Below are 24,720 nucleotides of genomic sequence, written 5' to 3'. Positions count from 1 at the left end.
TATAAAAATTTCATATATAATAAAAAAATATTCATATTTTCTTGATGTAATAGGTATGATATACTTCAAAATGTAGTGATAACTTGCATATATAAAAAGAAACCATCTGTGTCCATGAAGTTTTATGGATAAAATATTTTAAGAGAGGTATCAATATGGGAGATTATAAGGCAGCAGAGAATAGATATAAGAATGTTGAAGGTACAGGATTTTACAGACATTGCGGAAAGAGCGGTCTCATGATGCCACCTCTGGCACTTGGACTCTGGCACAACTTTGGAACAAATGACGACTACGAGAATATGAAGAAGATGTGCTTTACCGCATTTGACAACGGAATAACACATTTTGATATAGCGAACAACTATGGACCAGTGTACGGAAGTGCAGAGGAGAACTTTGGAAAGATACTCAGAGAGGATCTGGGGGCGTACAGAGATGAGCTGATAATCAGCACTAAGGCCGGATTCGATATGTGGGAAGGCCCTTACGGCAACTGGGGCAGCAGAAAGTACCTCATAGCGAGTCTTGACCAGAGCCTTAAAAGACTTGGCATCCCATATGTGGATATATTCTATCATCACAGAATGGATCCGAACACTCCTCTCGAGGAAACCATGGGTGCGCTGGCACAGATAGTTAAGAGTGGAAAGGCACTCTATGTCGGACTCTCCAACTATGACGGACCAACCATGGCAAGGGCAGAGCGCATACTTGATGAGCTTCATGTGCCATTTGTGATAAATCAGAACAGATACAACATAATGGACAGATCTGTCGAGAAGAATGGACTTCTGAAGCAGACATACGCATCAGGCAAGGGTCTCATATGTTTCTCACCTCTGGCACAGGGAATGCTGACAGACAGATATCTGAAGGATATGCCGGCAGACAGCAGGGCAGTGAAGGACGGAAGATTCCTTCATGAGGATCAGGTGCTTGAAACTAGACCTCTCCTCAATCAGTTAAATGAGATCGCAGCCGGATATGATATGAAGCTCTCAGAGCTTGCCATCGCATGGCTGCTGAACAAGCCGGAGGTCACAACAGTGCTGATCGGTGCTTCAAAGCCTGAACAGATCATCAGCAATCTCAAGGCTGCTGAGAAACAGGCTCACACAGTCATGACAGAGGAAGAACTGCAGAAGATAGAGGATGCTGTTGCAGCATTTGGCAGATCATAATAAAAGATGATAAATTAATTTTTCATACCCCCTCGCAGGAGAGACCGATTATGGTTTCTCCTGTTTTTTATGGAACATGGCTGGCAGGCTGGCGGATTGAATGTAAACGTGAAAATATGTTATGATACGGAAGATAGATTATATAGAGATATGTTCGGAGAAAAGCATTGAAAGAATATATAAATGAAGCACTTGAAAAGTATATAAATAAAGGCACATACCCATGGCACATGCCGGGGCACAAGAGACTGCCGTTAGAAAAGCTAGAAAACTTCTGGAATGGAGTATATGCACATGATTTCACTGAGGCAAAGGATCTTGATGATATGCATGAGCCGGAGATGTTCATAGCGGACAGTCTTGCAGAGATGAAGAAGGTGTATGGCACATTTGCGACGTACATGCTGGTGAACGGTTCTACGTCCGGACTTATGACGGCTATCCATGCCACATGTCACAGGGGAGATGTGATACTTGCGGCCAGAAACTGTCATAAGGCGGTGTACAATGCCATCTGCATGCTTGAGCTTGAGCCTGAATACATAGTGCCGGATTATGTGGATATGAGATGGCACTGCGGCGTGAACCAGGCAATGTCGGACAAAATGATTGATGCCCGTGGTAAAGCCGATTGTGAAACTCGGGAAGGGACAGATATTCGTGGTGAAGGCGATCGCGAAACTCCGGAAAGGGTAGCTGTCAATGGTGGAGATGATCGTGAAGTGTCAGAAAGGACGGATATATTGGGTGATATATCGCCGGATAAGCTAGAGCGTGCGATCATCACGTTGATAACAAATGGTAGAAAGCCGAGTGCGGTGATCATCACATCACCCACATATGAGGGCGTCATATCAGACATAGGAACTTTAGCTGAAATCACACACAGATATGGAATATATCTCATAGTGGATGAGGCACAGGGAGCGCATCTGAACTTCATGGAAGGACATGAAACCGCCATGGCACAGGGAGCGGACATCGTCATCGAAAGCCTTCACAAGACCATGCCTGCACTCACTCAGACATCACTTCTTCATGTTATGGATCCGAAACTTGATGAGAGAGTCAGGAGATATCTGCAGATATTCCAGACCTCGTCCCCTTCGTATATATTCATGCAGAGCATGGAGAAGGCGGTGGCATTTGGCGCAAATAACAGAGCAGTATTTGTCGAGTATGGACGGAGGCTTGAGATATTTGCTGAAAAATGTGACAATCTTAGAAATATACGGCTGTTCAGACCCGGGGTGAACGTGTCTAAAAATGATGAAGGTTGTTCGGCGTGTAAAGTATTTGACCACGATGAGGGAAGACTGGTATTTGTCGTGAGACCGGGAACTGTGGATGGATCAGGACAGATATTTACCGGAGTTATGCTCGCTGACATATTGGCTGATAGGTATGGGCTGATCGTGGAGATGGCTTCGGTGAGTTATGTTATTTGTATATCATCTGTTGTGGACAGTGTCGATAGTTATGATATACTGTTTAAGGCGATAGAAGAGATAGACAGTGGACTTGAGTACAGATCAATCGTGGATGGCAGCAGAGCGATGGACATTATATCCGGAAGAAGATCCGCAGTGGTTCCCGGGAAAGCATGGGATGAGACTTCAGAGATGGTGCCTCTTGAGCTGTCGGTGGGAAGAATATCAGGTGCGTTTGTGTATGCATATCCGCCGGGGATTCCTGTGCTGGCTCCTGGAGAGATAGTGGACGAGCGGGCTGTCTGCGGAATAGATACAATGATAAGAAGCGGGCTGAATGTATCAGGTGTGGATGATGGCTGTATAGCTGTGCTGTGCGAGAAATGAAAAGCATACAAGCATTATTGAAAATTAGAATGACATGTGCTGATATTTTGTGATGAGCCGTATGGTCAATTATATAAGAAGAAAGGCGTATATGCATTTGTGGTGCATGTACATAGGGTTAAGATATGAGAGGAATATTTATAACAATAGAAGGACCGGATGGAGCCGGCAAGACAACACAGAGGGAACTTCTCAAAGAGTATCTTGAGAAAAAGGGTTACGATGTGCTGATAACGAGAGATCCGGGAGGAAATCCAATCAGTGAGGCAATCCGTGAGGTTATATTGAACAAGGAATTTACGGAGATGGGATATATGACAGAGCTGCTTTTATATGCGTCAGCCAGAGCCCAACTCGTAAAGGAGAACATCAAACCGGCGCTTGAAGCGGGACAGGCGGTTATAGCGGATAGATTTGTTGATTCCTCCGCTGTATATCAGGGAATCGGAAGAGGCTTGGGCGTTGATACGGTGTATAAGATTAATGAATTTGCGCTTCAGGGGATCATGCCTGATATGACATTTCTCATGGATCTTAATGCCCAGGAGGGGATTGCGAGAAAAAAGAATCAGGCAGAGCTTGACAGAATGGAGAATGAAAAAATTGAATTTCACCAGAAGGTAGTGGACGGATACCGCATGCTGGCGGATATGCACCCTGAGAGAATAGTAAAGATAGACGCTACTTTACCTATCAATGAGATTCATGGTATAATAACAAAGTATGTAGAGAAGAAACTCAACCTGTGATGCAATCTGATGGGAGAAGGTCAGAAAGCTACAGACAATGTGAATTAATAATGTAAGGGGGTTGGTATTTATGATAGATTTCACAGAAATAATCGGACATGAAGACATAATACGCCATTTCAAGAGCAGTATAGAGCTTGGAAAGATATCTCAGGGATATATAATCAATGGCGAGACTGGCAGTGGTAAGAAGACCCTCACAAGGGCACTTGTGAAAACTCTTCAGTGTGAGGAGGGTGGAACGGAGCCTTGTAATCATTGCAAATCATGCCTCCAGTGTGAGACAGGAAACCAGCCGGATATTATCTGGGTCACACATGACAAGCCAAATGTCATCTCTGTTGAGGAGATACGTGATCAGGTGAATTCAGATATTGATATCAAGCCGTACAGCAGCAGATATAAGATATATGTGATAGAGGATGCGCAGCTTCTCAATGTGAATGCACAGAATGCACTTCTTAAGACTATAGAAGAGGCTCCATCATATGCTATCATTATATTGCTGACAAACAATATAGATAAGATGCTCCAGACTATCCAGTCCAGATGTATAGTTCTGAATGTGAAACCGGTCAGAGAGCATGATATACTCGATTATCTCATGAATGAGCTGAAGCTTGACAAGCAGAAAGCTGATTTCTGTATGGATTTCGCTCAGGGCAACCTTGGAAAAGCCATAAGGCTTGCCACCAGTGATGAATACAGAGAGATAAAGGAAAATGTTGTAAAGATCATGAGACATCTTAGAGAGATGTCGGTGGATGATATGCTGTTTGCAATCAAGAATATGGAGCTGTACAAGCTCAAGATAAGTGATTACATTGATCTGATGATGATGTGGTACAGAGATGTACTGATGCTCAAGGTGTCAAATAACCCTGGAAGGCTGATGTTCAAGGAGTATTATTCGGATATAAGAAAGCAGTCGTCCCATATCAGCTATGAGGGAATAGAAAAGGTGCTCAAGTCCATGGACAAGGCTAAGGTCAGACTTGAGGCAAATGTCAGCTTTGACATTGCAATGGAGCTTATGCTCCTGACTATGAAGGAGAATTGTTGATGAAAGAGATTATAGGAGTCCGTTTTAGACCGAATGGAAAGATATATTATTTTGACCCACAGAATTTTGAAGTTGAGACTGGTACATTTGTCATAGTCGAGACTGCAAGAGGAGTGGAGTATGGTAAGGTGGTTCTAGGTAGAAGAAAAGTTGAGGACAGCAAGCTTACGGCTTCACTCAAGCCGATCATAAGGGTTGCCACAGCCGATGACACAAAGAAATACGAGGATAACAAGAAGAAGAGCAAGAGGGCATTTGACATCTGCCTTGAGAAGATTGCCAAGCACAAGCTGGACATGAAACTCATAGAGGCTGAATATACATTTGACAATAACAAGGTGCTGTTCTACTTCACAGCGGATAGAAGAATTGATTTCCGTGAGCTGGTAAAGGATCTTGCGTCGGTGTTCAAGACAAGAATAGAGCTCAGACAGATCGGTGTCCGCGACGAGACCAAGATGGTGGGCGGAATCGGTATATGTGGAAGGGAGCTCTGCTGTAACAAGCATTTGTCAGAGTTCGTTCCTGTGTCGATTAAGATGGCAAAGGAGCAGAACCTGTCGCTGAATCCAACCAAGATATCTGGTGTGTGTGGAAGACTTATGTGCTGTCTGAAGCATGAGCAGGACACTTATGAGTATCTGAATGAAAAACTTCCAAATGTGGGAGATTTCGTGAGGACAGTAGATGGAAATAAGGGCGAGGTCATGTCCGTGAACGTCCTCCGTCAGAAGGTTAAGATCGTGGTGACTGACAAGGATGACAACAAGGAAGTTATGGAGTATCCTGTGGCTGAACTCAAGTTCAAGCCTAAGAGAAGAAAGAATTCAGAGAGACTCAGTGCCGAGGAGTACAAGGCACTTGAGGCATTGGAGGACAAGGGTGGAAAGTCCAAATTTGACGATTAAACCGGATGATAAAACGATAGAGAGTCAGGCTGTACAGGCCCGGTCCGAAGTGGTGGGCGGATCCACGGTGGAGATTAAATCTTGCGAGAGGATAGATGACCTTCAGTGCAAAGGTTACCAGATCATACAGAACAGCGGAATGTTCTGCTTTGGGATGGATGCTGTGCTGCTGGCAAACTATGTGAGATTTAAGCGCGGTGGCAGATATCTGGATCTCGGAACGGGAACAGGTATCATACCTATACTTCTTGCTGCAAAGGAGTATGGGGATGAAGCTCTTACCAGAGAGGAGAGACTTGCTGGTTTGAATGCCGATGATTATAGATCCTCACATGATTGTATTGCCGTAGATGGAGTTACTAATTCGGATGTAGGGGCGACTCAGCAACCTAGCGGTAAAATGGCAGATGGAGCACGGTTTATAGGTATAGAGCTTCAGCCTGCATGTGCGGATATGGCGGCAAGGAGTGTGAGCCTCAATGGGCTTGACGGTTTAGTGCGAATAGATAACGGAGATATAAAGGAGGTCTCTTGTAACTACAAGAAGGCCTCCTTTGACATAGTGACCTCAAATCCGCCATACATAAAGGGCAGTCACGGTCTGGAGAATCCGGATGCTCCGAAGAACATAGCGAGACATGAGGTGCATGTGACGCTGGAGCAGGTGGTGGCAGCGGCAGAGCATGCCCTTAAACCCGGCGGAAGCTTTTATATGATACATAAGCCGTTCAGACTGGCTGAGATATTTGAATGTCTGCATGAGCACAGGCTTGAGCCAAAGAGGATGCAGCTTGTACATCCTTACATAGACAAGGAGCCGAACATGGTCATAGTGGAGGCTGTGAAGGGCGGCAATTCCATGATCAAGATCGATCCGCCTATGATAGTATACAAAGCTCCGGGGGTGTATACGGAGCAGTTGCTTGCGACGTATGAGGGTACGGCAAAGAGATAAGAGGTCGCATAAGATATCTATGATTTTCAATACTCAGATGTTCAGCAGAAGAGAGGATATATATGGCAGGAAAGTTATACTTGGTGGCGACACCTATAGGCAATCTTGAGGATATGACATACAGGGCCGTCAGGGTTCTTGAAGAGGTGGATGTGATAGCGGCGGAGGATACAAGAAACAGTATCAAGCTGCTCAATCATTTTGAGATCAAGACCCCGATGACGAGTTATCATGAATACAACAAATACGACAAGGCGAAGGTTCTCGTTGAGAAGATGCAGCAGGGACAGAATGTGGCAGTCATAACCGATGCGGGAACTCCAGGTATATCTGATCCCGGGGAGGAGCTTGTGAGACAGGCTCTTGATGCCGGACTTGAAGTTACGCCTGTTCCAGGTGCCTGTGCATGTATATCGGCACTCATAAGCTCGGGGCTTTCGACAAGAAGATTTGCATTTGAGGCATTTCTTCCATATGACAAGAAGGACAGGGCGAGGGTTCTCGAGGAGATGAAGCGTGAGACTAGGACCATGGTGATGTATGAGGCTCCTCACAAGCTGAAGAAGACTTTGGCGGAACTCATGGAGACTCTCGGTGACAGGCATATAACACTTGCCAGAGAGATCACCAAGAAGCATGAGACGATAGAGCCTATGATGCTCTCTCAGGCTATAGCCCGCTACGAGGAGGAAGATCCAAGAGGAGAATTCGTTCTCGTGATAGAGGGACTTGATGTAAAGAAGCTTGAGGAGGAGAAGAAGAGTTCGTTTGAGGCTATGTCTGTGGAGGAACATGTCCAGATGTACGTTGATCAGGGCATGTCCAAGAAAGATGCGATCAAGCAGGCGGCAGTTGACCGCGGAGTCCCTAAGAGGGATGTGTATAATGCGGTGATGAAATAGGGAGCCTTGTTTCATTTTGTCTGTTGCAGTGGATGTTGGTATAATTAGAATCTTAATTAGTGTCAGGTGCGGATGAACAAATGTTTATATGTATCTGACACTTTTTGCTTTTTAAAAATCCTCTTCATTTCAGATTTATCTCCATCATTTTATCAATAAATGATGGAGATAATAATAGACATGATGGAAATAACATATCCCATATCCCCACCTTTAAAACCCAAGGTGTGCAATAAATGTTCCAATAGCATAACCTGTGCCGTATATCATAAGTGCGATCAGGCCTATAATCATTATCCTTCTTAGCAATATCTGGATTTGGGTTCCGTGATTCATCCAATTCTTGAAATCATTTCCGTTCGTTTTCATAAGCAGCCTCCTAATAAATTTTGTAATTAAAAGGTAGCATTTATAGCACAAACAGACCATAAATATATGGTTGCACTTGTGTAAACTTGTGGTTGCAGCACGCTATTTCAGGTCATTTTGTCAGATATCCGATGAATTTTCCTATTTCGTAGCCACCGAGATATATTACACTTACAATGAGTGCGACTAATGAGCAGATAATCAAGATATACAGCAACATAAATAATGTCTTTTGATTTGGGGATAAATTGGACAGAAAATTATTCCATACTAGCAGGATGTTTTTTGTTTTGTATTTATCATTTGAAATTTTGTCCGCATCGTCTGCAGTTACTTTTTCTTCATTATTTTCTTTTTTAATTCCTCTCATCAGATAATCTAATGAGACATCAAAATAATCACTCATAAACAGCAGCCTTGTCATCTCAGGATATGCCTTATCATTTTCCCATTTGGAAATCGATTGCCGGGACACATCTAAAACCTCCGCAAGCTCTTCCTGGGATAGATTATTTTTATTTCGCAATTCATACAATCGTTCTCCAAAAGTCATACCTTCTCCTCCGTGGCGCTGCCGATCAGATATCCCCATTTATATACACCCTCGGAACCCTTACCGATATGTTGCACACGATCACATCCACATTGGTATCAAGCATATTTGCCATGTCCTCGATGGACATGCCCTCGCCGAGTAGGGTTACGGTGTCGCCGCGTTGTACATCCGGGATGTCTGTGATGTCCGCCATGCACTGATCCATACATACGCGCCCGATGATCGGTGCCTCGTGACCGTTAATGATGACCTTGCCCTTGTTGGACAGGTAACGGCTGTAGCCGTCCGCAAAACCAACCGGAAGTGTTGCGATCTTTGTAGGTCTTTCGGTGACAAATGTTCCGCCGTATCCAACCTCGGATCCGGCAGGGACCTCCTTCACCATGGCAACGTATGTGTACCAGCTGAGGATCTCCTGAAGTCCTGAATTCTTCCAGTCAAAATCATCAGAAGGAGTAAGACCATAGAGGATATCACCGCATCTGACTGCGTCGAGCTGTGCTTCAGGAAGCATCAGTATGGCAGGGCTGTTGGCTACGTGGTGCTTTGGTATGACAACCCCCATCTTCTCAAGTTCATTTACGGCGTGGAGATATAGATCAAGCTGCTTTCTTGCACTTGTGTGATCCCCCTCATCTGCCCTTGCAAAATGTGTAAATATACCTGTTACGTTCAGGTCCTCCATCTCACAGATCTTCTTTATAGTGTCAAATGATTCCTGACATACCGGGAATCCTATTCGGTTCATACCGGTGTTTAGCTTTATCTGGACATTCTGTTTCTTGCCGGCTCTTCTTGCAGCGGCAGCCATGTTCTCAGCACCCTCCATTGAAAAGACAGTGAGATCAAGGTCGTACTTTGCGGCCTCGTCCAGCATGTCATCCGCTGTATCGCCAAGGATAAGTATAGACTCTGTGGCCCCTGCGTCCCTGAGCATCTTTCCCTCTTCCCAGATGGCGACGGCGTAGCTGTCTATGCCACACTCTTTAAGAGTCGGGTAAAGTCCTGCAATACCGTGGCGATATCCATCGCCCTTCATGACAGCGATAAATTCAACACCCGGTTTCAGTCTTGATTTTATGTTGGCAATATTGCTCCTGAGCTTTGCCAGATCTATAACGGCAGCAGTTCTGCCGGCAAATGGTCGGTTGTTCATGGTTATTCTCCTTCTATAAAAATTCAAGAAACATTGTATCACATATGCATGTTAAAAAGAAGAGTATGAATTTGAAGGGGCAGCACCACTTTATAACAGTAAAGTGGTGCTGTCCCAGAATATTTGTTGTCATTGAAAGCCGTGGAGGGTATAATATCGAAATATAAGAGAATTTATAAATGACTTGGAAGGTAGTATTGTTATGAGAAAAGAATATGTTATGGGTAATGGGGCCATAGCCCTCGGTGCACTTGCGGCGGGTCTGAACCTTGTGGCGGGATATCCGGGAACCCCGTCTTCGGAGATACTGGAGACAGTAGCAAAATACCCGCATGACGGAGTCCATGTGGAGTGGTCGGTAAATGAGAAAGCGGCTATGGAGGTTGCCGCCAGTGCATCATACAGTGGAGCGAGGACACTTGTGACCATGAAACAGGTGGGCCTCAATGTGGCATCGGATCCGCTTATGTCGCTGGCGTATGTCGGGATAAAGGGCGGAATGGTTATCGTGTCTGCGGACGATCCGGGACCGATATCGTCACAGACGGAGCAGGATACAAGGATGTTTGCAGACTTCTGCAGGATCCCAGTATTTGACCCGTCGACTCCTGAGGAGGCATATCAGATGATACAGGATGCATTTGACTACTCGGAGAAATACAAGACACCGGTTCTGTTCAGACCGACAACAAGAGTGTGTCATGCATACGCATCCATAGAGGTAAAAGACGAGTGGAAGGCAAAGGAATATGAGGGATTTGTAAAGGATTCAAAGAAATGGGTCATCTTCCCGAGATTGTCATTTGCCAATCATGCCATGATAGAAAAAAGAAATGTAGAGATTGGGGACGACTTTGGCAGCTACTCCATGAACACGGTGGAGGGCAGCGGCAGCAAGGCGGTATTCGCATCGGGAATCAGCTACTGCTATGCAAAGGAGACGCTTAAGAATGTGCCTGATGTGAAGCTGGTTCGTATAGCAACTCCACATCCGTTCCCTGAACAGTTCGTGAAGAATGTGCTGGACGGAGTGACGGAGGTCATGTGTCTTGAGGAGCTCAGCCCATACATAGAGAATCAGATATTACGCCTTGCAGGCAAATATCATATGGATATAGATGTCAGAGGAAAGCAGACCGGGGATGTGCCGGCGAGCGGAGAGCTTTCTACCAACAAGGCTGCGGATATCCTGTGCGATTTCCTTGACCTTGAGAAGACTTCCCAGGTGGATGTGTCAGATGCACCAGAGCTTCCTGTGAGACCTCCGGTGCTGTGTGCAGGATGCCCTCACAGAGCGTCATTTTACGCGGTAAAGAAAGCGATGGCTGGCAGAAAGAGCTACTTCTGCGGAGATATCGGATGCTATACACTTGGAAATGCCATGCCGCTTGACATGGTGGATACCTGTCTGTGCATGGGAGCCGGAATCACCATGGCGCAGGGCTTCCACTGGGTGGATGAAGACGGCGTATGCTTTGCATTTGTGGGAGATTCCACATTCTTTGCATCGGGTATGACAGGAGTGGTAAATGCAGTTTACAATGATGCGAATATGATCCTGTGTGTGCTCGACAACTCGACCACAGCAATGACGGGACACCAGCCACATCCGGGAACAGGACGCAATATGATGGGCCAGTTCGTGGACAAGGTGAGCATACAGAAGGTACTTGAGGGAATCGGAGTGAAGAAGATAGTCACGGTTGATCCGCTTGATCTTGAGGCCAGCGTGGCAGCAGTCAAAGAGTGCGCGGATATCAGGGGAGTTAAGGCGATCATTTTCAAGTCGCCTTGTATAGCCATCACCAAGCCGTCCGGCAAGATGGAGATATCCGAAAAGTGCATACAGTGTAAGAAATGTATCAGAGAGATAGGCTGCCCTGCGATCATCCTGAAGGATGGCAAGGTGGCGATAGATGAAAGCCTGTGTACGGGATGCGGTCTGTGCGCACAGATCTGTCCGGTGGGTGCGATAGGAGGTGCTTGCAATGAATAAAGATATTCTGGTCTGCGGTGTAGGCGGACAGGGAACGGTTCTTGCGTCCAAGCTCATCGCATCGGCGTATATGGCAAAGGGCGAGACGGTACATTCGGCGGAGACCATAGGTATGGCGCAGAGAGGCGGAAGTGTCACGAGCCATGTGAGGATCGGTGAGGCGTATTCACCACTCATAGCCCAGGGCGGTGCTGACATTATACTTGCGTTTGAGCCTGCAGAGGCGGTGCGCAATCTAGCTTATCTGAAAAAGGGAGGAATCGTCATCACCAACAACGTCCCGGTGAAACCGGCGACTGACTCGCTCATGAATTCAGGCTACGAGGCACAGCCGATGCTTGACTACCTGAAGGATAAATGCGATTGTATAGTCATGGACGGCGCGGCGATAAGCCGTGAATTTGGTTCGGCAAAGTTCTACAACATAGCACTTCTTGGAGTTGCAGTTGCCAGCGGCAGACTTGGACTTGACGAGGCGGATATTATTTCAGCTATTGAGAATGGAGTGAATCCGAAGTTTGTAGAGGTGAACAAGAAAGTATTTGAATATGCGATGAAGATGTAGTTGGCGATGGGCTGACCGAAGGGAAAAAGGAGAGTAAAAATTATGAAGTTAAATGACACACAGCTCAGTCAGGTGGACGCTCAGATAAAGAGACTTGTAAAGACTGACAGCTATTATGGTAAGAAGTACAGAGAGCTTGGTATAACAGATGTGACAAGTCAGGAGGCATTTGAGGAGCTTCCGTTTTCAAGCAAGGACGACCTGAGAAATGCTTATCCGCTTGGAATACAGGCTGTTCCGGATGAGGAAGTGGTACGTATCCATTCATCTTCAGGAACAACAGGAAAGCCGGTTATCATACCTTATACAGCAAAGGATGTCGATGACTGGGCAACCATGTTCGCAAGATGCTACGAGACAGCCGGAGTGACAAAGAAAGACCGAGTACATATCACACCGGGATATGGTCTGTGGACAGCCGGAATAGGATTTCAGGCGGGCGCGGAGAAGCTTGGTGCCATGGTAATTCCTATGGGCCCTGGAAATACTGACAAACAGTTACAGATGATGATCGATCTTGAAAGTACAGTTCTCACAGCAACATCATCATACGCACTTCTTCTTGCCGAAGAGATAGATAAGAGAGGGCTTAAGGATAAGATACATTTGAAGAAGGGCGTATTTGGCTCAGAACGCTGGAGTGAGAAGAAGAGAAAGTATATAAAAGAGAAGCTTGGAATAGAGCTGTATGATATATATGGACTTACAGAGATCTATGGACCTGGTATCGGAATAAGCTGCGATGCCCAGAATGGAATGCACTATTGGGATGATTATGTTTATATAGAGATAATAGATCCGAAGACCGGAAAGACTCTCCCTGACGGAGAGGAGGGAGAGATAGTTATCACTACTCTGGTTAAGGAGGGGGCTCCGCTCATCCGTTTCAGGACACACGATATATCAAGGATCATTCCGGGTGAGTGTCCATGCGGAAGAAAGCATCCTAGACTTGATATCATCAAGGGTAGAAGTGACGATATGTTCAAGGTACACGGCGTAAATATGTTTCCAAGTCAGGTTGAGGAGCTGCTTGCACTCGTGGATGGAGTCCCAAGTGAGTACACCATAAATATAGCCCATGACGAGCCTGCCAATAAGGATATCATGCTGGTTACAGTTGAGGCCGAGGGACGTGTAGATTTTGAGCAGACAGGACGTCAGATCAGAGATCTGTTCAAGTCAAGGATCGGAGTTACACCGAAGATCACTGTTGTCCCTGTTGGAACGCTGCCTAGAAGTGAGAAGAAGACGCAGCGTGTCATCGACCATCGTGAGCAGTAGGTATTTTTAGAAGGGATTTTATATTTATGAATTCAATCAATATAGCAGCTTGTATAGTTGCGTTTTTACTTGGGGTGGTGCTTTTCACTCTGGCAAATGAGATCATACTCAAGCTGCCGAACAATGAGAACATATTTAAGGGAAAGCCGAAGAGTTTTGAGAAGTTTTCTCCGAGATGCTTATTCATACAGATACTTGGCGGAGTGTTCGGAGTGCTGATGGTGTGGCAGTTTGGTGTGAGCCTTGAGGCGGTCACCGTATTCCTGTTCTTTGCACTGCTGACTATAATCACGTTTATAGACGCTGACACCATGGAGATACCATTTGTGCTGAATGTATGCATACTGGTGCTTGGAGTTATATCCATATTCACAAGAGGAGGCTTTTCACTGACGGGCGGAGATCTCTCACTTGTGAGCAGACTCATAGGAATGATATGTGTGAGTCTTCCGCTGTTCCTGATTGTTCTGGTCATTCCGGATGGCTTTGGCGGCGGAGATATCAAGCTCATGTTTGCCGCAGGATTCTTCCTTGGCTGGAAGGCTACTGTCATAGCGTTCTTCATCGGACTTATCATTGGTGGATGCCAGGGTGCTATCTTGCTGATAAGACGTAAGAAGGGCAAAGATGAGCATTTTGCATTTGGCCCTGCGCTCAGCGTAGGACTGATGATCGCGACATTTGTGGGATCACAGATGATGAACAGTTATATCAATGTAATCAAGGCATCATTTTATGCGTAGAAAACTAAATCGGCGGTGAACACGAAAATTTGTGTTCATCGCTGATTTAATTTACGCGAGCAACGAGCCAAAGTCCGTGCTTGCACGAGACCTTGGCGACTGCCGCGATAACTTGAGAAACTCGCGAAGCGTGTTTCTCATAGTTTTATATAGAGGTATATTTGCCTATTGTATATTTTCCATGTGAGGGATATACTGTAAAGAGCGTGCAATTTAACGCGTTAAAGCTTTTAATTGAAAAAGAGATAAGAGCAATTATTAAGAGAGGTTAGGAGTTACGGTTATGCCAATCACAGATTACTTAGAGAGAAATGCCAGAGAATATGGAAATGATGTCGCTTTGGTAGAAATAAATCCTGATGTGCAGGAGACGAGAAGAGTTACATGGAGAGAGTATGAACTCATAGAGTCGAATCCTACATGTCAGTACAGAAGAGAGATCACATGGAGCGTGTTCAACGAGAAGGCAAACAGATTTGCCAATCTTCTGGTATCACGTGGAATCCAGAAGGGAGATAAGGTAGGTATCCTCATGATGAACTGCCTTGAGTGGCTTCCAATATATTTCGGAGTGTTGAAGACGGGAGCCATAGTTGTTCCGTTCAACTTCAGATACGATGCGGAGGAGATCAAATACTGTGTAGAGCTTGCGGATGTCGACGTACTTGTATTTGGTCCTGAGTTCATCGGACGTATAGAGGCTGTCGTTGACGAGATAGCTGAGAAGAGAATCCTCTTCTATGTGGGCGGTAACTGCCCTACATTTGCGGAGGATTATGACAAGCTGACATCCAACTGTTCAAGTGTATTCGAGAAGAGAGACATCAAGGACAGCGATGATGCGGCTATATATTTCTCATCTGGAACAACAGGATTTCCAAAGGCTATTCTTCACAATCATGAGAGCCTGATGCATGCGGCAAAGGTTGAGAATGTACATCACGGACAGACAAAGGATGATGTATTCCTGTGTATTCCACCGCTGTACCACACGGGTGCCAAGATGCACTGGTTTGGAAGTCTGATAGTGGGCGGCAAGGCAGTTCTGCTCAAGGGAGTAAGCGCAAAGACTATACTTCAGACTGTAAGTGATGAGAAGTGTACTATAGTATGGCTTCTTGTACCATGGGCTCAGGATATACTGCTCGCCATAGAGAACGGCGATGTACATCTGGAGGATTACGAGCTGTCACAGTGGAGACTGATGCACATCGGAGCACAGCCAGTGCCACAGAGCCTTATAAAAAAATGGAAAGAGATATTCCCTAACCATCAGTACGATACGAACTATGGACTTTCAGAGTCCATCGGACCGGGCGCTGTACATTTGGGAGTAGAGAACATACATAAGGTCGGAGCTATAGGCGTGCCGGGTTATGGCTGGCAGGCAAAGATCGTGAATGAGGACGGAACAGAGGTTGAGCAGGGCGCAGTCGGCGAGCTTATCCTCAAGGGACCTGGTGTCATGACCTGCTACTACAAGAATCCAAAGGCGACTGAGGAGTGCCTGAAGGATGGCTGGCTGTACACAGGAGATATGGCTATGCAGGACGAAGATGGATTTATTTATCTTGTAGATAGAAAGAAAGATGTTATAATCAGTGGTGGAGAGAATATCTACCCTGTACAGATAGAGAACTTCCTCAGCAAATACGAGAAGATCAAGGACGTTGCGGTTATCGGTATCGCAGATGCCCGTCTCGGAGAGATCACAGCGGCCATCATAGAGGTAAAGGATGGCATGACCTGCACAGAGGAAGAGATCAACGAGTTCTGTAAAGAACTTCCAAGATACAAGAGGCCAAGGAAGATCATATTTGAGCACGTTCCGAGAAATGCTACAGGTAAGATAGAAAAGCCACTTCTCCGTAGGATGCACAAGAGTGAGAACCTTGTCGCAGCGGAGAACAACGCATAGTATGCAGGAAAGGACAGAAAGGAAAAAAGATGAAGACACCATTTATTACAAAGGCAAAGGCGGAGGAGATCATCAAGGAGATCCCTACACCATTTCACATTTACGATGAAAAAGGAATCAGAGAGAATGCGCGAAAGCTTTACAAGGCGTTTTCATGGAATAAAGGATTCAAGGAGTATTTCGCTGTAAAGGCTACTCCAAACCCAACAATACTCAAGATCCTCAAGGAAGAGGGCTGCGGAACTGACTGTTCATCACTGACAGAGCTTATGATGTCAGACAAGATGGGATTTAAGGGCGATGAGATCATGTTCTCGTCCAATGACACCCCTGCCGAAGAATTCGTGCTTGCAAAGAAGCTGAACGCAACCATCAATCTTGACGATTTCACACACATTGATTTCCTGGAGAAGTCAGCAGGAATTCCAGAGAAGATCTGCTGCAGATTCAATCCGGGCGGAAAGTTCTCTATATCAACAACCATCATGGACAACCCTGGTGATGCAAAGTATGGTATGACAAAGGATCAGATCATCGAGGCATACAAGATCCTCAAGGCAAAGGGCGTGAAGAGATTCGGAATGCATGCCTTCCTTGCCAGCAATACGGTGACAAATGAATACTATCCAACACTTGCCAAGATTCTATTCGAGACAGCAGTTGAGATCAAGGAGAAGACAGGCGTCAAGCTTGACTTCATCAACCTGTCAGGCGGAGTTGGAATTCCATATACACCGGATAAAGAGCCAAATGACATCATGGTCATCGGCGAGGGCGTCAGAAAGGTATATGAGGAAGTGCTTGTACCAGCAGGCATGGGTGATGTAGCTATCTTCACAGAGCTTGGACGTTTCATGCTGGCACCTTACGGACACCTGGTTACAACAGCCATCCATGAGAAGCACACACACAAGGAGTACATTGGCGTGGACGCATGTGCAGTCAACCTCATGAGACCTGCTATGTATGGTGCATATCACCACATCACAGTTCTCGGCAAAGAGAATGAGCCATGTGATCACAAGTATGATGTGACAGGTTCACTGTGTGAGAACAATGACAAGTTCGCTATAGACAGAATGCTTCCAAAGATCGACATGGGAGATATCCTTGTCATCCACGATACAGGAGCTCATGGATTTGCCATGGGATACAATTACAATGGAAAGCTTAAGTCAGCAGAGGTCCTGCTCAGACCAGACGGATCATGGAGGCTTATCCGCCGTGCAGAGACACCGGAGGATTACTTCGCAACCATCAATGATTTCTGGGATGTAGAGCTGTAAGATAGAAAAAAGCAGAAACAGCGCAATATAGAACAAAAGTATAAAAGCCAGACATGGACGGGATATAAGTCATTTGTATTTATGACGTGGATCGTCCGTGTCTGGCTTTTATATTGTTATACGCGCACATCAAAATGTATATACGTCACGCCGTCTATCTGCTGATTATCGAGACAAATCTGCCCATTGTACTGGGCAACAAGCTTTTTCAGGTTTGCCAGCCCGTAGCCGTGCAGCTTTCTGTTGGATTGCTTGCTGGTATATCCTGCATCAAACATCTGCTGCCTGAGCTCGTGCGTGAGCTGCTGTCCCTTGTTGAGAGTCTCAATCTCAATCTTTCCATCACTGCTTCCGAGAGTCAGACGGACCGTGTCGGTTCTCTGTGAGGCTTCGAGTGCGTTATCTATAAGGATTCCTGCAACACGGATGATATCGTATTCAGGCATGGCACTCACAAGGTCATGATTTTTTATTGTTATATCAAGCATTATGCCGAGCCTGTCCGCAATGATCATCTTACTGTGTATAAAACCCGCAACGATAGGCATGTTGATCTTCAGAAGCTCGGTATCTCTGTAGTCTGAGACGATATTTGCCGAGTAGTCTGCCAGGGCGCTGACCAGAGAGTCATAATCTTTATAGGCATAAGGAAGCATATTGATGGCGGCGAGATGATTGTTGAAATCGTGCTGTCTGCCAAGTATATCCTGTATAAGATCCGTCATCATAGGCTGGTATGTTTCGTAGCTGGCAAGGTCGTGCTGCTGCCTGCTTATCGTTCGCTGCTGATGGAGCAGTACAATATCGGTTATGACAATTATTACCACAAATGAAGCTATGTAAGGAATATATGATGAGATATCAGTTGAACTGTATTTGTACAGGCCGGTCTCAATGATGTATATGGCGAACAGATGCAGCAGAAGGAATCTGGTCAATGCACTTCCCTTTATAATATAGCTGAAGCATCTGTGAAGCGGCACAAAATGACAGATGACAGGCGCGATGAGGAAAAGTAATATTGAACTTCCCAGGGCGATTATATTCTCATTCTGTATACCAATCTTGGAGAACGCCATGAAGAAGAAATCTTCGCAGAAAGCATTGTACAGGTAGGAGATAATATATGCTACCAACGTATAAAATGGTGAGGCCTTGGTCATATACAGCATTGCCAGATAGGATAACAGGCATAAAGCTACCCAGCCAAATGCGTTGGGAAAAATGTAGCCGATAAGATTGCCACAGATAAAATACATGGATAAGCCTGCGATGGGATGCCTCAGATTCCGAAACCTGAGCCCCAGTAGAGCTGAAAACATAATGATGTCAACGACTGCTTCCAGAGCAAAGCACGCCAGATCTATAGCTGGATGTAACATGGGAAACTCCTTCAAATAAAAATTATGAATCCCCTCTGCAGAGTATTGTACCGCAAATGGAAGAAAAAATCTACATGTGATACGGTAGCACTGTTATGAACATATAGAAGAAAAAAGACTGACTGTGCTCATTTGGGAGTATAGTCAGTCTTTAAATTTGTGTAATATAAAATTATTGTTATTTTCAAATCCCAGTATATGGTTTATAATAACTTCGATTAAGCCTTTTCTGGTTCAGGGTAGTCTACACCGAAGGTGTCGACAGTTACAGTCTTCATCTTCTGTTCAACCCTAGGCTTGTCGTTGTAGTCAGTTGGTACATTTGCAATCTTGTCTACAATGTCAAGTCCCTCGATAACCTTGCCAAAGGCTGCATAGGCACCGTCCAGATGTGGAGCTGCCTTGTGCATGATAAAGAACTGTGAACCTGCTGAGTCAGGCATCATTGAACGAGCCATAGAGAGGACACCTGGCGTGTGTGCCAGATCATTCTTGAAACCGTTCTGTGCGAATTCTCCTTTGATGGAATATCCAGGACCGCCGATGCCGATTCCCTGAGGATCTCCACCCTGTATCATGAAGCCTTTTATGACACGATGGAAGATAACTTCGTCATAGAAGCCCTTCTTTACGAGAGAGATGAAGTTGTTTACAGTATTAGGTGCAATGTCAGGATAAAGCTCAGCTTTCATGACATCACCATTTTCCATAGTAATAGTAACTATAGGATTTGCCAATTATATCATTCCTTTCTTCATTGAGATATGGTTATGATAACATCACTTATATAAACAGGCAAATGAAAAAAACAAGAAGGAGAGAAAAATGGATTGGAGAAATATTGTAAGACCGATAATAATCATTGCCATTGCAGTGTGTGTGGTGGTGGTTGGCGTTCATAAGATCAAGGACACGTACACCGGTTTTATGAGAGAATACGAAGGTACAGAAGGCGGGGAGGTCGGAGAGAATATAGAGATCACGATCCCTGAGGATACTACGGTCAAGGAGGCAGCTGGAATGTTGAAGGAGGCAGGCCTTATAAAGTACAAGCTTGCGTTTCAGCTCAGAATGACAGGTTCCCAGTATAGTGGAAGCCTGCAGCCAGGAACATATACGCTTAATTCAAGTATGTCGACATTGGATATGATAAAAACTCTTTGTTATGTAGAGTCTACCAGAGAGGTGTTGTATACAATCACTGTACCGGAGGGATTTACGGTTGAACAGATAGCTGATAGATGTGAGGAAAAGGGTTTTTGTACTGCGGATGAGTTCCTTACTGAGTGCAGATCAGGAGACTTTGAATACCCATTTGAAATACCATCGACAGAAGTTAAATACGCTCTTCAGGGATTTCTGTTTCCTGCTACATACGATATATACGAGAATATGACAGCCAAGGATCTCATACAGGATATGATAGATAAGTTTAACAGTATATATACAGATGAGTACAAGAAGAAAGCCGAGGATATGGGCTTTACAGACTTTGAAGTTCTCACAATGGCATCAATCGTTGAAAAAGAGTGCAAACTTGATTCAGACAGACCGAAGGTTGCTGGAGTATTCCTCAACCGACTTAATCAGGATATGCCGCTTCAGGTGGATCCGTCAGTACTCTATGTTGTTACTGATGGACAGTACGATAAGGCTGAACTGTCGTATGATGATCTTGAGGTTGACTCACCATATAATACTTATAAGTATACGGGACTTCCGGTAGGCCCAATATGTAATCCTGGACAGACTTCAATAGAAGGGGTTCTTAACGCGGAACATCACAATTATCTCTACTATCTGACTTCAGATGAGAGTGAGGGCGCATGTATATTCAATGAAACTTATGAGGGACATCTTGCTGATATAGAGAAGGCGGACGCTGCAAAGGCTGAGAAAGAGAGTGAGGGTGATGGAGAGTAGTTTCCAAAGAGTGTAGAAGCAAGAAAATATACAATAAAATATAGTCGTTATTTTTCCAAAAGGGTATAAACTGCTTGCGATATATAAGTTTATTATATATAATAAAAGAGTATGTACCCTTTTGGGTTTTTATGCATCGAGTTATGCGCTTTTGGAGGTGCGATAGGAGGAATATTTGATGAGAAAAGTAAGTTTCAAAGTAAGAAATATCGGCTCTGAGAAATATTTGTCATATATTCTTAATGATGATTGTGAGTTTGATGAAGAATTGCTGGATTATCTGGAGGAGAACAAGATTCCAGAACTCATAGATATCATTTATGAAGAGGATGATGAGAATGATTATCTTACATATAATGTTACAGGCAGGACAACGGTAGACGCACTCCTTTCTAATACAGTAAATGCCGAGAAGATATTGGGGATAGTCAGGGGGGTAGCTTCAGGAATAGTCAATCTTCGTGATCTTGGAATCCCTGCTTCTTATGTCATATTACATAAAGGATTTACGTATGTTAATCCTGTTACATATGATGTCGGAATGCTTTGTGTTCCAGTTGAAGCCGATGCAAATATAAATGCAGAATTTAGAACATTTGTAAAGGATATACTTACAAGCGTAAAGTATGACGATAGTGAAGACTGCAACTATGTTGCAAGACTGCTGAATCTTTTAAATACAGATAAGTTTACCGTGAGAAATTTTTATTCACAGCTTACAGAACTTATGGAATCTGCAGGTATGCAGGTTGAAGAAAAGTTTTTAGATATAGATGGTGATATATCTGTATCACAGTCTACAGTCGACACATCGCCTGATACAAGCATGGATGATCTGCCTGAGTACAAGGATGTGTCATTTGGTGAGGATGATGACTCAGAGGAAGAGGATGACACAGTAGCAGATGTTGACAGTCTGTTTAAGGATCTGACCTTTGATGATTCAGAGAAGCAGGAAGAGGGGAAGTCGGTATCAGATGGCATAGATATGTCAGTGTTTGACGACAGTGTATTTGATGATCTTGAGACGGAGAACGTTGATGACGATTCAGATTATACAGAGGCACTTACATCTGATGTGGAGGTGCCGGAGCCACAGGAGCCGAAAACACAGTCTAGTCTGACAGAGGTTGCTCAGACCACAGATGGAGTCATGGAAGTTGAACTTGAGCGGCAGGAGGAACAGATACCTGTTCTGATATCCACGGATGAGGTCATGGACAATCCACCAGTGGTCAAGAATATCAAGATAAACAGAGCTAAGATAATTCAGAAGGCGGTTGTCGATGCGGAGGAAAGCAGAATAGACAATCCTACTGAGCAGATAACAGCTCCTCAGTATATGAATGGTGAGGCAGTTGAACCTGAGACTAATATGGATCCTGTCACATCAAAGGTGGAGACCGAGGAGAAGAAGGGAACTGGTAGCACAGTTGAGCTTACGGGCGGAATGAATGTCGTAAAGGATAGCGACTCAGAGGTTGCTGCAGCAGTTTCAAAGGGAGTTCCTAAGGCTATGCCTTATATAGTCAGAGTCAACACTGGCGAGAGGGTTATGATCAATAAGGCCGTATTCAAGATAGGCAAGGCTGGTCGTGGAGTTGATTATCATGTTGGCGGTAACGGTGCGATAAGCAAGGTTCACATTATAATCTACCAGAGAGAGGATGGATGTTACCTGAAGGATAACAAGACGACCAATGGTACATATCTGAACGGACAGAGACTTGATGATAATGGTGAGATGAAGCTTTCAAATGATGCCATGATAAGTATCGGCGGTGAGGATTTCATTTTCAAATTAAGTTAATATACACAGCCCACAGAGGTGGGAAAAGAGCAGGTAGTAATACCTGCTTTTGGTGTTTACTAAAGGGGGTAAAAATAGAATGAATAGAGAGAAGATAACTGTAGTACCTATGGGGGATACATATAAAGTAAATTATTGCCTGGACGTTGACGATGTCGTCGATGCCAAGGTTTACGATATGAGCAGGAGCGGACAGTTTCCACAGATGATACTTTGTAATATGCAGGAAAATGGTGGGGTGAGAGTGTTTGAGTATGATATAGATCATATGAAGCCTTTGCCAGAGATTCTCAGGTCTACTGTCGGCAAGAAAGAGATGCTTACAGTGATTTACAATGTGTTAGATGGGCTTGAGTCGTTTGGAAAGGGAATGGTTTCTCTGAGTTTTGTGGCAAAGGATATTCAGCATATTTTCGTTTCACCAGAGACTTATGATGTGGGATTTATCGTTGCTCCAGTGAATAAAGAAGCCACGGATATGAATGAGGTTAGAAACCTCATAAAGACGATAATCGTTGACGCCACATATTCGGAGAATGACGGTGATAATTATGTTGCCAGACTTATAAACCTGACTAATGTGCCGGGAACATTTTCAAGTTCCGACATGAAAAATAAAGTGATCGATCTTTTTGTGGAGATGGGCGCTAGTGTCCCTGTTGCCGGAAGAAAAAAGGTAGCAGATGATGCGTTTGCAACCAGCGGGAACAGCCATATACTCCGTTCTGATGTACCGTCTCCAAAGGTAAGCCGTCTTGGGGTTATGAGAAATAATGCCAGAATGAACGGAGGTATGCCACCGATGGGACCAAACGGAATGCCGGTGAACGGAGGTATGCCACCGATGGGACCAAACGGAATGCCGGTGAACGGAGGTATGCCACCGATGGGATCAAACGGAATGCCGATGAATGGAGGTATGCCGCCAATGGGACCAAACGGAATGCCGATGAATGGAGGTATGCCGCCAATGGGACCAAACGGAATGCCGATGAACGGAGGTATGCCGCCGATGGGACCAAACGGAATGCCGATAAACGGAGGAGTGCCGCCGATGGGACCAAATGGAATGCCGGTGAATGGAGGTATGCCGCCGATGGGACCAAACGGAATGCCGATGAATGGGGGAGTGCCGCCGATGGGACCAAACGGAATGCCGATGAATGGAGGAGTGCCGCCGATGGGACCAAACGGAATGCCGATGAATGGAGGTATGCCGCCGATGGGACCAAACGGAATGCCGATGAACGAAAATGTACCACCAATGAGCAATCCGCTTGGTGGAGCACCAGTGCCACCGATGGGCAATCCGTTTGAGACGATGCCAGAGGTTAAAGATGCTGAGAAAGAGGATGTAGAAGAGAATAAAGGCGCCGAAGAGAATAAAGGCGCTGAAGAGGATAGGGAGATACAGGAGCAGCCAAAGATGGAGAAGCCATTTGGCGAAGCCACAATACCGTCGATGCCAGAGATGAGCAATCCATTTGGTGGAGCACCAGTGCCACCAACGGGCAATCTATCTGGCGGAGTACCGGTATCACCGATGGAAAATCCGATTGAGCAGGCGCCAGAGGACAGGGCAGCTGAAGATAAAGAGAATGAGAATACAGAGGAGACATCGGAGCAGCCAGTTACAGATAATCTGATTGGTGGAGCACCGGTACCGCCGATGCCAGAGATGGGCAATCCATTTAGCGGAGCACCGATTCCAGAGATGGGTAATCCATTTGGCGGAGCGCCGATGCCACCGATGCCTGAGATGAATAATCAGTTTGGCGGAACACCGGTATCATCGGCAGTGCCAACGGGAATGCCGTTTGAGGAAGGCCCTGCTCCATATTTCATCAGAATGAGGACCGGTGAGAGAATAAATATTGATAAGGCAGAATTCAAGATTGGACGTAAGGCTTCCGAAGTAGATTATGCGATCTCTGACAACACAGATATAAGTAGAGTACATTGTGTGATAGTCAAAGACAGAGGAGTATGTTTTATCAGTGATAACAACTCAACGAACGGAACATATATAAACGGACAAAGATTAAATGAAGGGGAAAAGAGATTCCTTACAAATGGTGTAGTTGTTTTATTGGGCAATGAAGAATTTGTATATCATATAAGATAGTCTTGTCACCAATAATTAGAATGTATATT

General features: G+C 45.0%; 21 protein-coding genes. 16 read left to right on the top strand and 5 right to left on the bottom strand.

Features of this window, described 5'->3' with window-relative positions; translation table 11 throughout:
* Positions 1-155: 155 nt before the first annotated feature.
* The 7 genes from NQ536_RS13295 to rsmI all read left to right on the top strand — a co-directional run bounded on the left by NQ536_RS13295 (position 156) and on the right by rsmI (position 7,578).
* Positions 156-1,184: an aldo/keto reductase gene (locus NQ536_RS13295; protein ID WP_004852595.1), complete on the top strand. Its 1,029-nt coding sequence runs from the start codon at positions 156-158 to the stop codon at positions 1,182-1,184.
* A gap of 167 nt (positions 1,185-1,351) precedes the next feature.
* Positions 1,352-3,001 carry an aminotransferase class I/II-fold pyridoxal phosphate-dependent enzyme gene (locus NQ536_RS13290; RefSeq protein ID WP_004852592.1) on the top strand — a complete coding sequence of 550 codons (1,650 nt, stop codon included), beginning with the start codon at positions 1,352-1,354 and terminating at the stop codon, positions 2,999-3,001.
* A 125-nt stretch (positions 3,002-3,126) separates the two neighbouring features.
* The gene (gene tmk / locus NQ536_RS13285) at positions 3,127-3,750 is read left to right on the top strand and encodes a dTMP kinase (RefSeq protein WP_004852590.1); all 624 of its coding nucleotides are present in this window, start codon (positions 3,127-3,129) and stop codon (positions 3,748-3,750) included.
* A 70-nt stretch (positions 3,751-3,820) separates the two neighbouring features.
* Positions 3,821-4,813: a DNA polymerase III subunit gene (locus NQ536_RS13280; protein ID WP_004852588.1), complete on the top strand. Its 993-nt coding sequence runs from the start codon at positions 3,821-3,823 to the stop codon at positions 4,811-4,813.
* Positions 4,813-5,721: a PSP1 domain-containing protein gene (locus NQ536_RS13275; RefSeq protein WP_004852586.1), complete on the top strand. Its 909-nt coding sequence runs from the start codon at positions 4,813-4,815 to the stop codon at positions 5,719-5,721. The genes NQ536_RS13280 and NQ536_RS13275 overlap by 1 nt, the downstream gene beginning before the upstream one ends.
* Before the next feature lie 16 nt (positions 5,722-5,737).
* Positions 5,738-6,676: a tRNA1(Val) (adenine(37)-N6)-methyltransferase gene (locus NQ536_RS13270; RefSeq protein ID WP_408639983.1), complete on the top strand. Its 939-nt coding sequence runs from the start codon at positions 5,738-5,740 to the stop codon at positions 6,674-6,676.
* A 62-nt stretch (positions 6,677-6,738) separates the two neighbouring features.
* The gene (gene rsmI, locus NQ536_RS13265; RefSeq protein WP_004852582.1) at positions 6,739-7,578 is read left to right on the top strand and encodes a 16S rRNA (cytidine(1402)-2'-O)-methyltransferase; all 840 of its coding nucleotides are present in this window, start codon (positions 6,739-6,741) and stop codon (positions 7,576-7,578) included.
* Between the two features lie 213 nt (positions 7,579-7,791).
* Here rsmI and NQ536_RS13260 read toward each other — a convergent pair whose 3' ends face one another.
* From NQ536_RS13260 to alr, 3 genes are all read right to left on the bottom strand, one after another.
* Complete coding sequence (locus tag NQ536_RS13260) at positions 7,792-7,947, bottom strand: hypothetical protein (RefSeq protein WP_004852580.1); 156 nt, start codon at positions 7,945-7,947, stop codon at positions 7,792-7,794.
* A gap of 112 nt (positions 7,948-8,059) precedes the next feature.
* Entirely contained in the window at positions 8,060-8,500 is a 441-nt protein-coding gene (locus tag NQ536_RS13255; protein WP_049937865.1) for a helix-turn-helix domain-containing protein, read from the bottom strand.
* A 25-nt stretch (positions 8,501-8,525) separates the two neighbouring features.
* Positions 8,526-9,659, bottom strand: a complete 1,134-nt coding sequence (alr, locus tag NQ536_RS13250) for an alanine racemase (protein ID WP_004852574.1) — start codon at positions 9,657-9,659, stop codon at positions 8,526-8,528.
* Positions 9,660-9,861: 202 nt separating this feature from the next.
* On the opposite strand from alr, the gene iorA reads away from it, so the two are divergent.
* The 6 genes from iorA (at position 9,862) to NQ536_RS13220 (ending at position 17,451) form a co-directional block, all read left to right on the top strand.
* A complete protein-coding gene (gene iorA / locus NQ536_RS13245; RefSeq protein WP_004852572.1) occupies positions 9,862-11,655 on the top strand; it encodes an indolepyruvate ferredoxin oxidoreductase subunit alpha in 1,794 nt (597 codons plus the stop codon).
* Positions 11,648-12,220: an indolepyruvate oxidoreductase subunit beta gene (locus tag NQ536_RS13240; RefSeq protein ID WP_004852570.1), complete on the top strand. Its 573-nt coding sequence runs from the start codon at positions 11,648-11,650 to the stop codon at positions 12,218-12,220. The genes iorA and NQ536_RS13240 overlap by 8 nt, the downstream gene beginning before the upstream one ends.
* A 42-nt stretch (positions 12,221-12,262) precedes the next feature.
* Positions 12,263-13,504: a phenylacetate--CoA ligase family protein gene (locus tag NQ536_RS13235; protein ID WP_004852568.1), complete on the top strand. Its 1,242-nt coding sequence runs from the start codon at positions 12,263-12,265 to the stop codon at positions 13,502-13,504.
* A gap of 26 nt (positions 13,505-13,530) precedes the next feature.
* Entirely contained in the window at positions 13,531-14,247 is a 717-nt protein-coding gene (locus tag NQ536_RS13230; RefSeq protein WP_004852566.1) for a prepilin peptidase, read from the top strand.
* A gap of 283 nt (positions 14,248-14,530) precedes the next feature.
* Positions 14,531-16,165, top strand: a complete 1,635-nt coding sequence (locus NQ536_RS13225; RefSeq protein WP_004852562.1) for a class I adenylate-forming enzyme family protein — start codon at positions 14,531-14,533, stop codon at positions 16,163-16,165.
* Positions 16,166-16,194: 29 nt separating this feature from the next.
* Complete coding sequence (locus NQ536_RS13220) at positions 16,195-17,451, top strand: diaminopimelate decarboxylase (RefSeq protein WP_004852560.1); 1,257 nt, start codon at positions 16,195-16,197, stop codon at positions 17,449-17,451.
* A gap of 116 nt (positions 17,452-17,567) precedes the next feature.
* Here NQ536_RS13220 and NQ536_RS13215 read toward each other — a convergent pair whose 3' ends face one another.
* Together NQ536_RS13215 and NQ536_RS13210 are read right to left on the bottom strand one after the other, a co-directional pair.
* Complete coding sequence (locus NQ536_RS13215) at positions 17,568-18,833, bottom strand: sensor histidine kinase (protein ID WP_004852559.1); 1,266 nt, start codon at positions 18,831-18,833, stop codon at positions 17,568-17,570.
* Positions 18,834-19,051: 218 nt separating this feature from the next.
* Positions 19,052-19,570: a peptidylprolyl isomerase gene (locus tag NQ536_RS13210; RefSeq protein ID WP_022058654.1), complete on the bottom strand. Its 519-nt coding sequence runs from the start codon at positions 19,568-19,570 to the stop codon at positions 19,052-19,054.
* Between the two features lie 88 nt (positions 19,571-19,658).
* Between NQ536_RS13210 and mltG the strand changes: the two genes are divergently transcribed.
* From mltG to NQ536_RS13195, 3 genes are all read left to right on the top strand, one after another.
* Positions 19,659-20,756: an endolytic transglycosylase MltG gene (gene mltG / locus NQ536_RS13205; RefSeq protein ID WP_004852553.1), complete on the top strand. Its 1,098-nt coding sequence runs from the start codon at positions 19,659-19,661 to the stop codon at positions 20,754-20,756.
* Between the two features lie 178 nt (positions 20,757-20,934).
* Positions 20,935-22,566, top strand: coding sequence for a DUF6382 domain-containing protein (locus tag NQ536_RS13200; protein WP_004852551.1), 1,632 nt, complete (start codon positions 20,935-20,937; stop codon positions 22,564-22,566).
* A 79-nt stretch (positions 22,567-22,645) separates the two neighbouring features.
* On the top strand, positions 22,646-24,691 hold the full coding sequence (locus tag NQ536_RS13195) for an FHA domain-containing protein (protein ID WP_049937863.1): 2,046 nt from the start codon (positions 22,646-22,648) through the stop codon (positions 24,689-24,691).
* Positions 24,692-24,720: the final 29 nt, after the last annotated feature.

This window comes from Coprococcus eutactus (assembly GCF_025149915.1).
In the GTDB taxonomy this organism is placed as follows: Bacteria; Bacillota; Clostridia; order Lachnospirales; family Lachnospiraceae; genus Coprococcus; species Coprococcus eutactus.
This window is presented reverse-complemented; position numbering and strand designations above follow the sequence as displayed.

Excerpts from the sequence above, each read along its gene's own strand:
- NQ536_RS13295 (WP_004852595.1), top strand. The coding sequence starts at position 156 with ATGGGAGATTATAAGGCAGCAGAGAATAGATATAAGAATGTTGAAGGT.
- tmk (WP_004852590.1), top strand. The coding sequence starts at position 3,127 with ATGAGAGGAATATTTATAACAATAGAAGGACCGGATGGAGCCGGCAAG.
- NQ536_RS13280 (WP_004852588.1), top strand. The coding sequence starts at position 3,821 with ATGATAGATTTCACAGAAATAATCGGACATGAAGACATAATACGCCAT.
- NQ536_RS13275 (WP_004852586.1), top strand. The coding sequence starts at position 4,813 with ATGAAAGAGATTATAGGAGTCCGTTTTAGACCGAATGGAAAGATATAT.
- rsmI (WP_004852582.1), top strand. The coding sequence starts at position 6,739 with ATGGCAGGAAAGTTATACTTGGTGGCGACACCTATAGGCAATCTTGAG.
- NQ536_RS13260 (WP_004852580.1), bottom strand. The coding sequence starts at position 7,947 with ATGAAAACGAACGGAAATGATTTCAAGAATTGGATGAATCACGGAACC.
- NQ536_RS13255 (WP_049937865.1), bottom strand. The coding sequence starts at position 8,500 with ATGACTTTTGGAGAACGATTGTATGAATTGCGAAATAAAAATAATCTA.
- alr (WP_004852574.1), bottom strand. The coding sequence starts at position 9,659 with ATGAACAACCGACCATTTGCCGGCAGAACTGCTGCCGTTATAGATCTG.
- iorA (WP_004852572.1), top strand. The coding sequence starts at position 9,862 with ATGAGAAAAGAATATGTTATGGGTAATGGGGCCATAGCCCTCGGTGCA.
- NQ536_RS13240 (WP_004852570.1), top strand. The coding sequence starts at position 11,648 with ATGAATAAAGATATTCTGGTCTGCGGTGTAGGCGGACAGGGAACGGTT.
- NQ536_RS13235 (WP_004852568.1), top strand. The coding sequence starts at position 12,263 with ATGAAGTTAAATGACACACAGCTCAGTCAGGTGGACGCTCAGATAAAG.
- NQ536_RS13230 (WP_004852566.1), top strand. The coding sequence starts at position 13,531 with ATGAATTCAATCAATATAGCAGCTTGTATAGTTGCGTTTTTACTTGGG.
- NQ536_RS13225 (WP_004852562.1), top strand. The coding sequence starts at position 14,531 with ATGCCAATCACAGATTACTTAGAGAGAAATGCCAGAGAATATGGAAAT.
- NQ536_RS13220 (WP_004852560.1), top strand. The coding sequence starts at position 16,195 with ATGAAGACACCATTTATTACAAAGGCAAAGGCGGAGGAGATCATCAAG.
- NQ536_RS13215 (WP_004852559.1), bottom strand. The coding sequence starts at position 18,833 with ATGTTACATCCAGCTATAGATCTGGCGTGCTTTGCTCTGGAAGCAGTC.
- mltG (WP_004852553.1), top strand. The coding sequence starts at position 19,659 with ATGGATTGGAGAAATATTGTAAGACCGATAATAATCATTGCCATTGCA.
- NQ536_RS13200 (WP_004852551.1), top strand. The coding sequence starts at position 20,935 with ATGAGAAAAGTAAGTTTCAAAGTAAGAAATATCGGCTCTGAGAAATAT.
- NQ536_RS13195 (WP_049937863.1), top strand. The coding sequence starts at position 22,646 with ATGAATAGAGAGAAGATAACTGTAGTACCTATGGGGGATACATATAAA.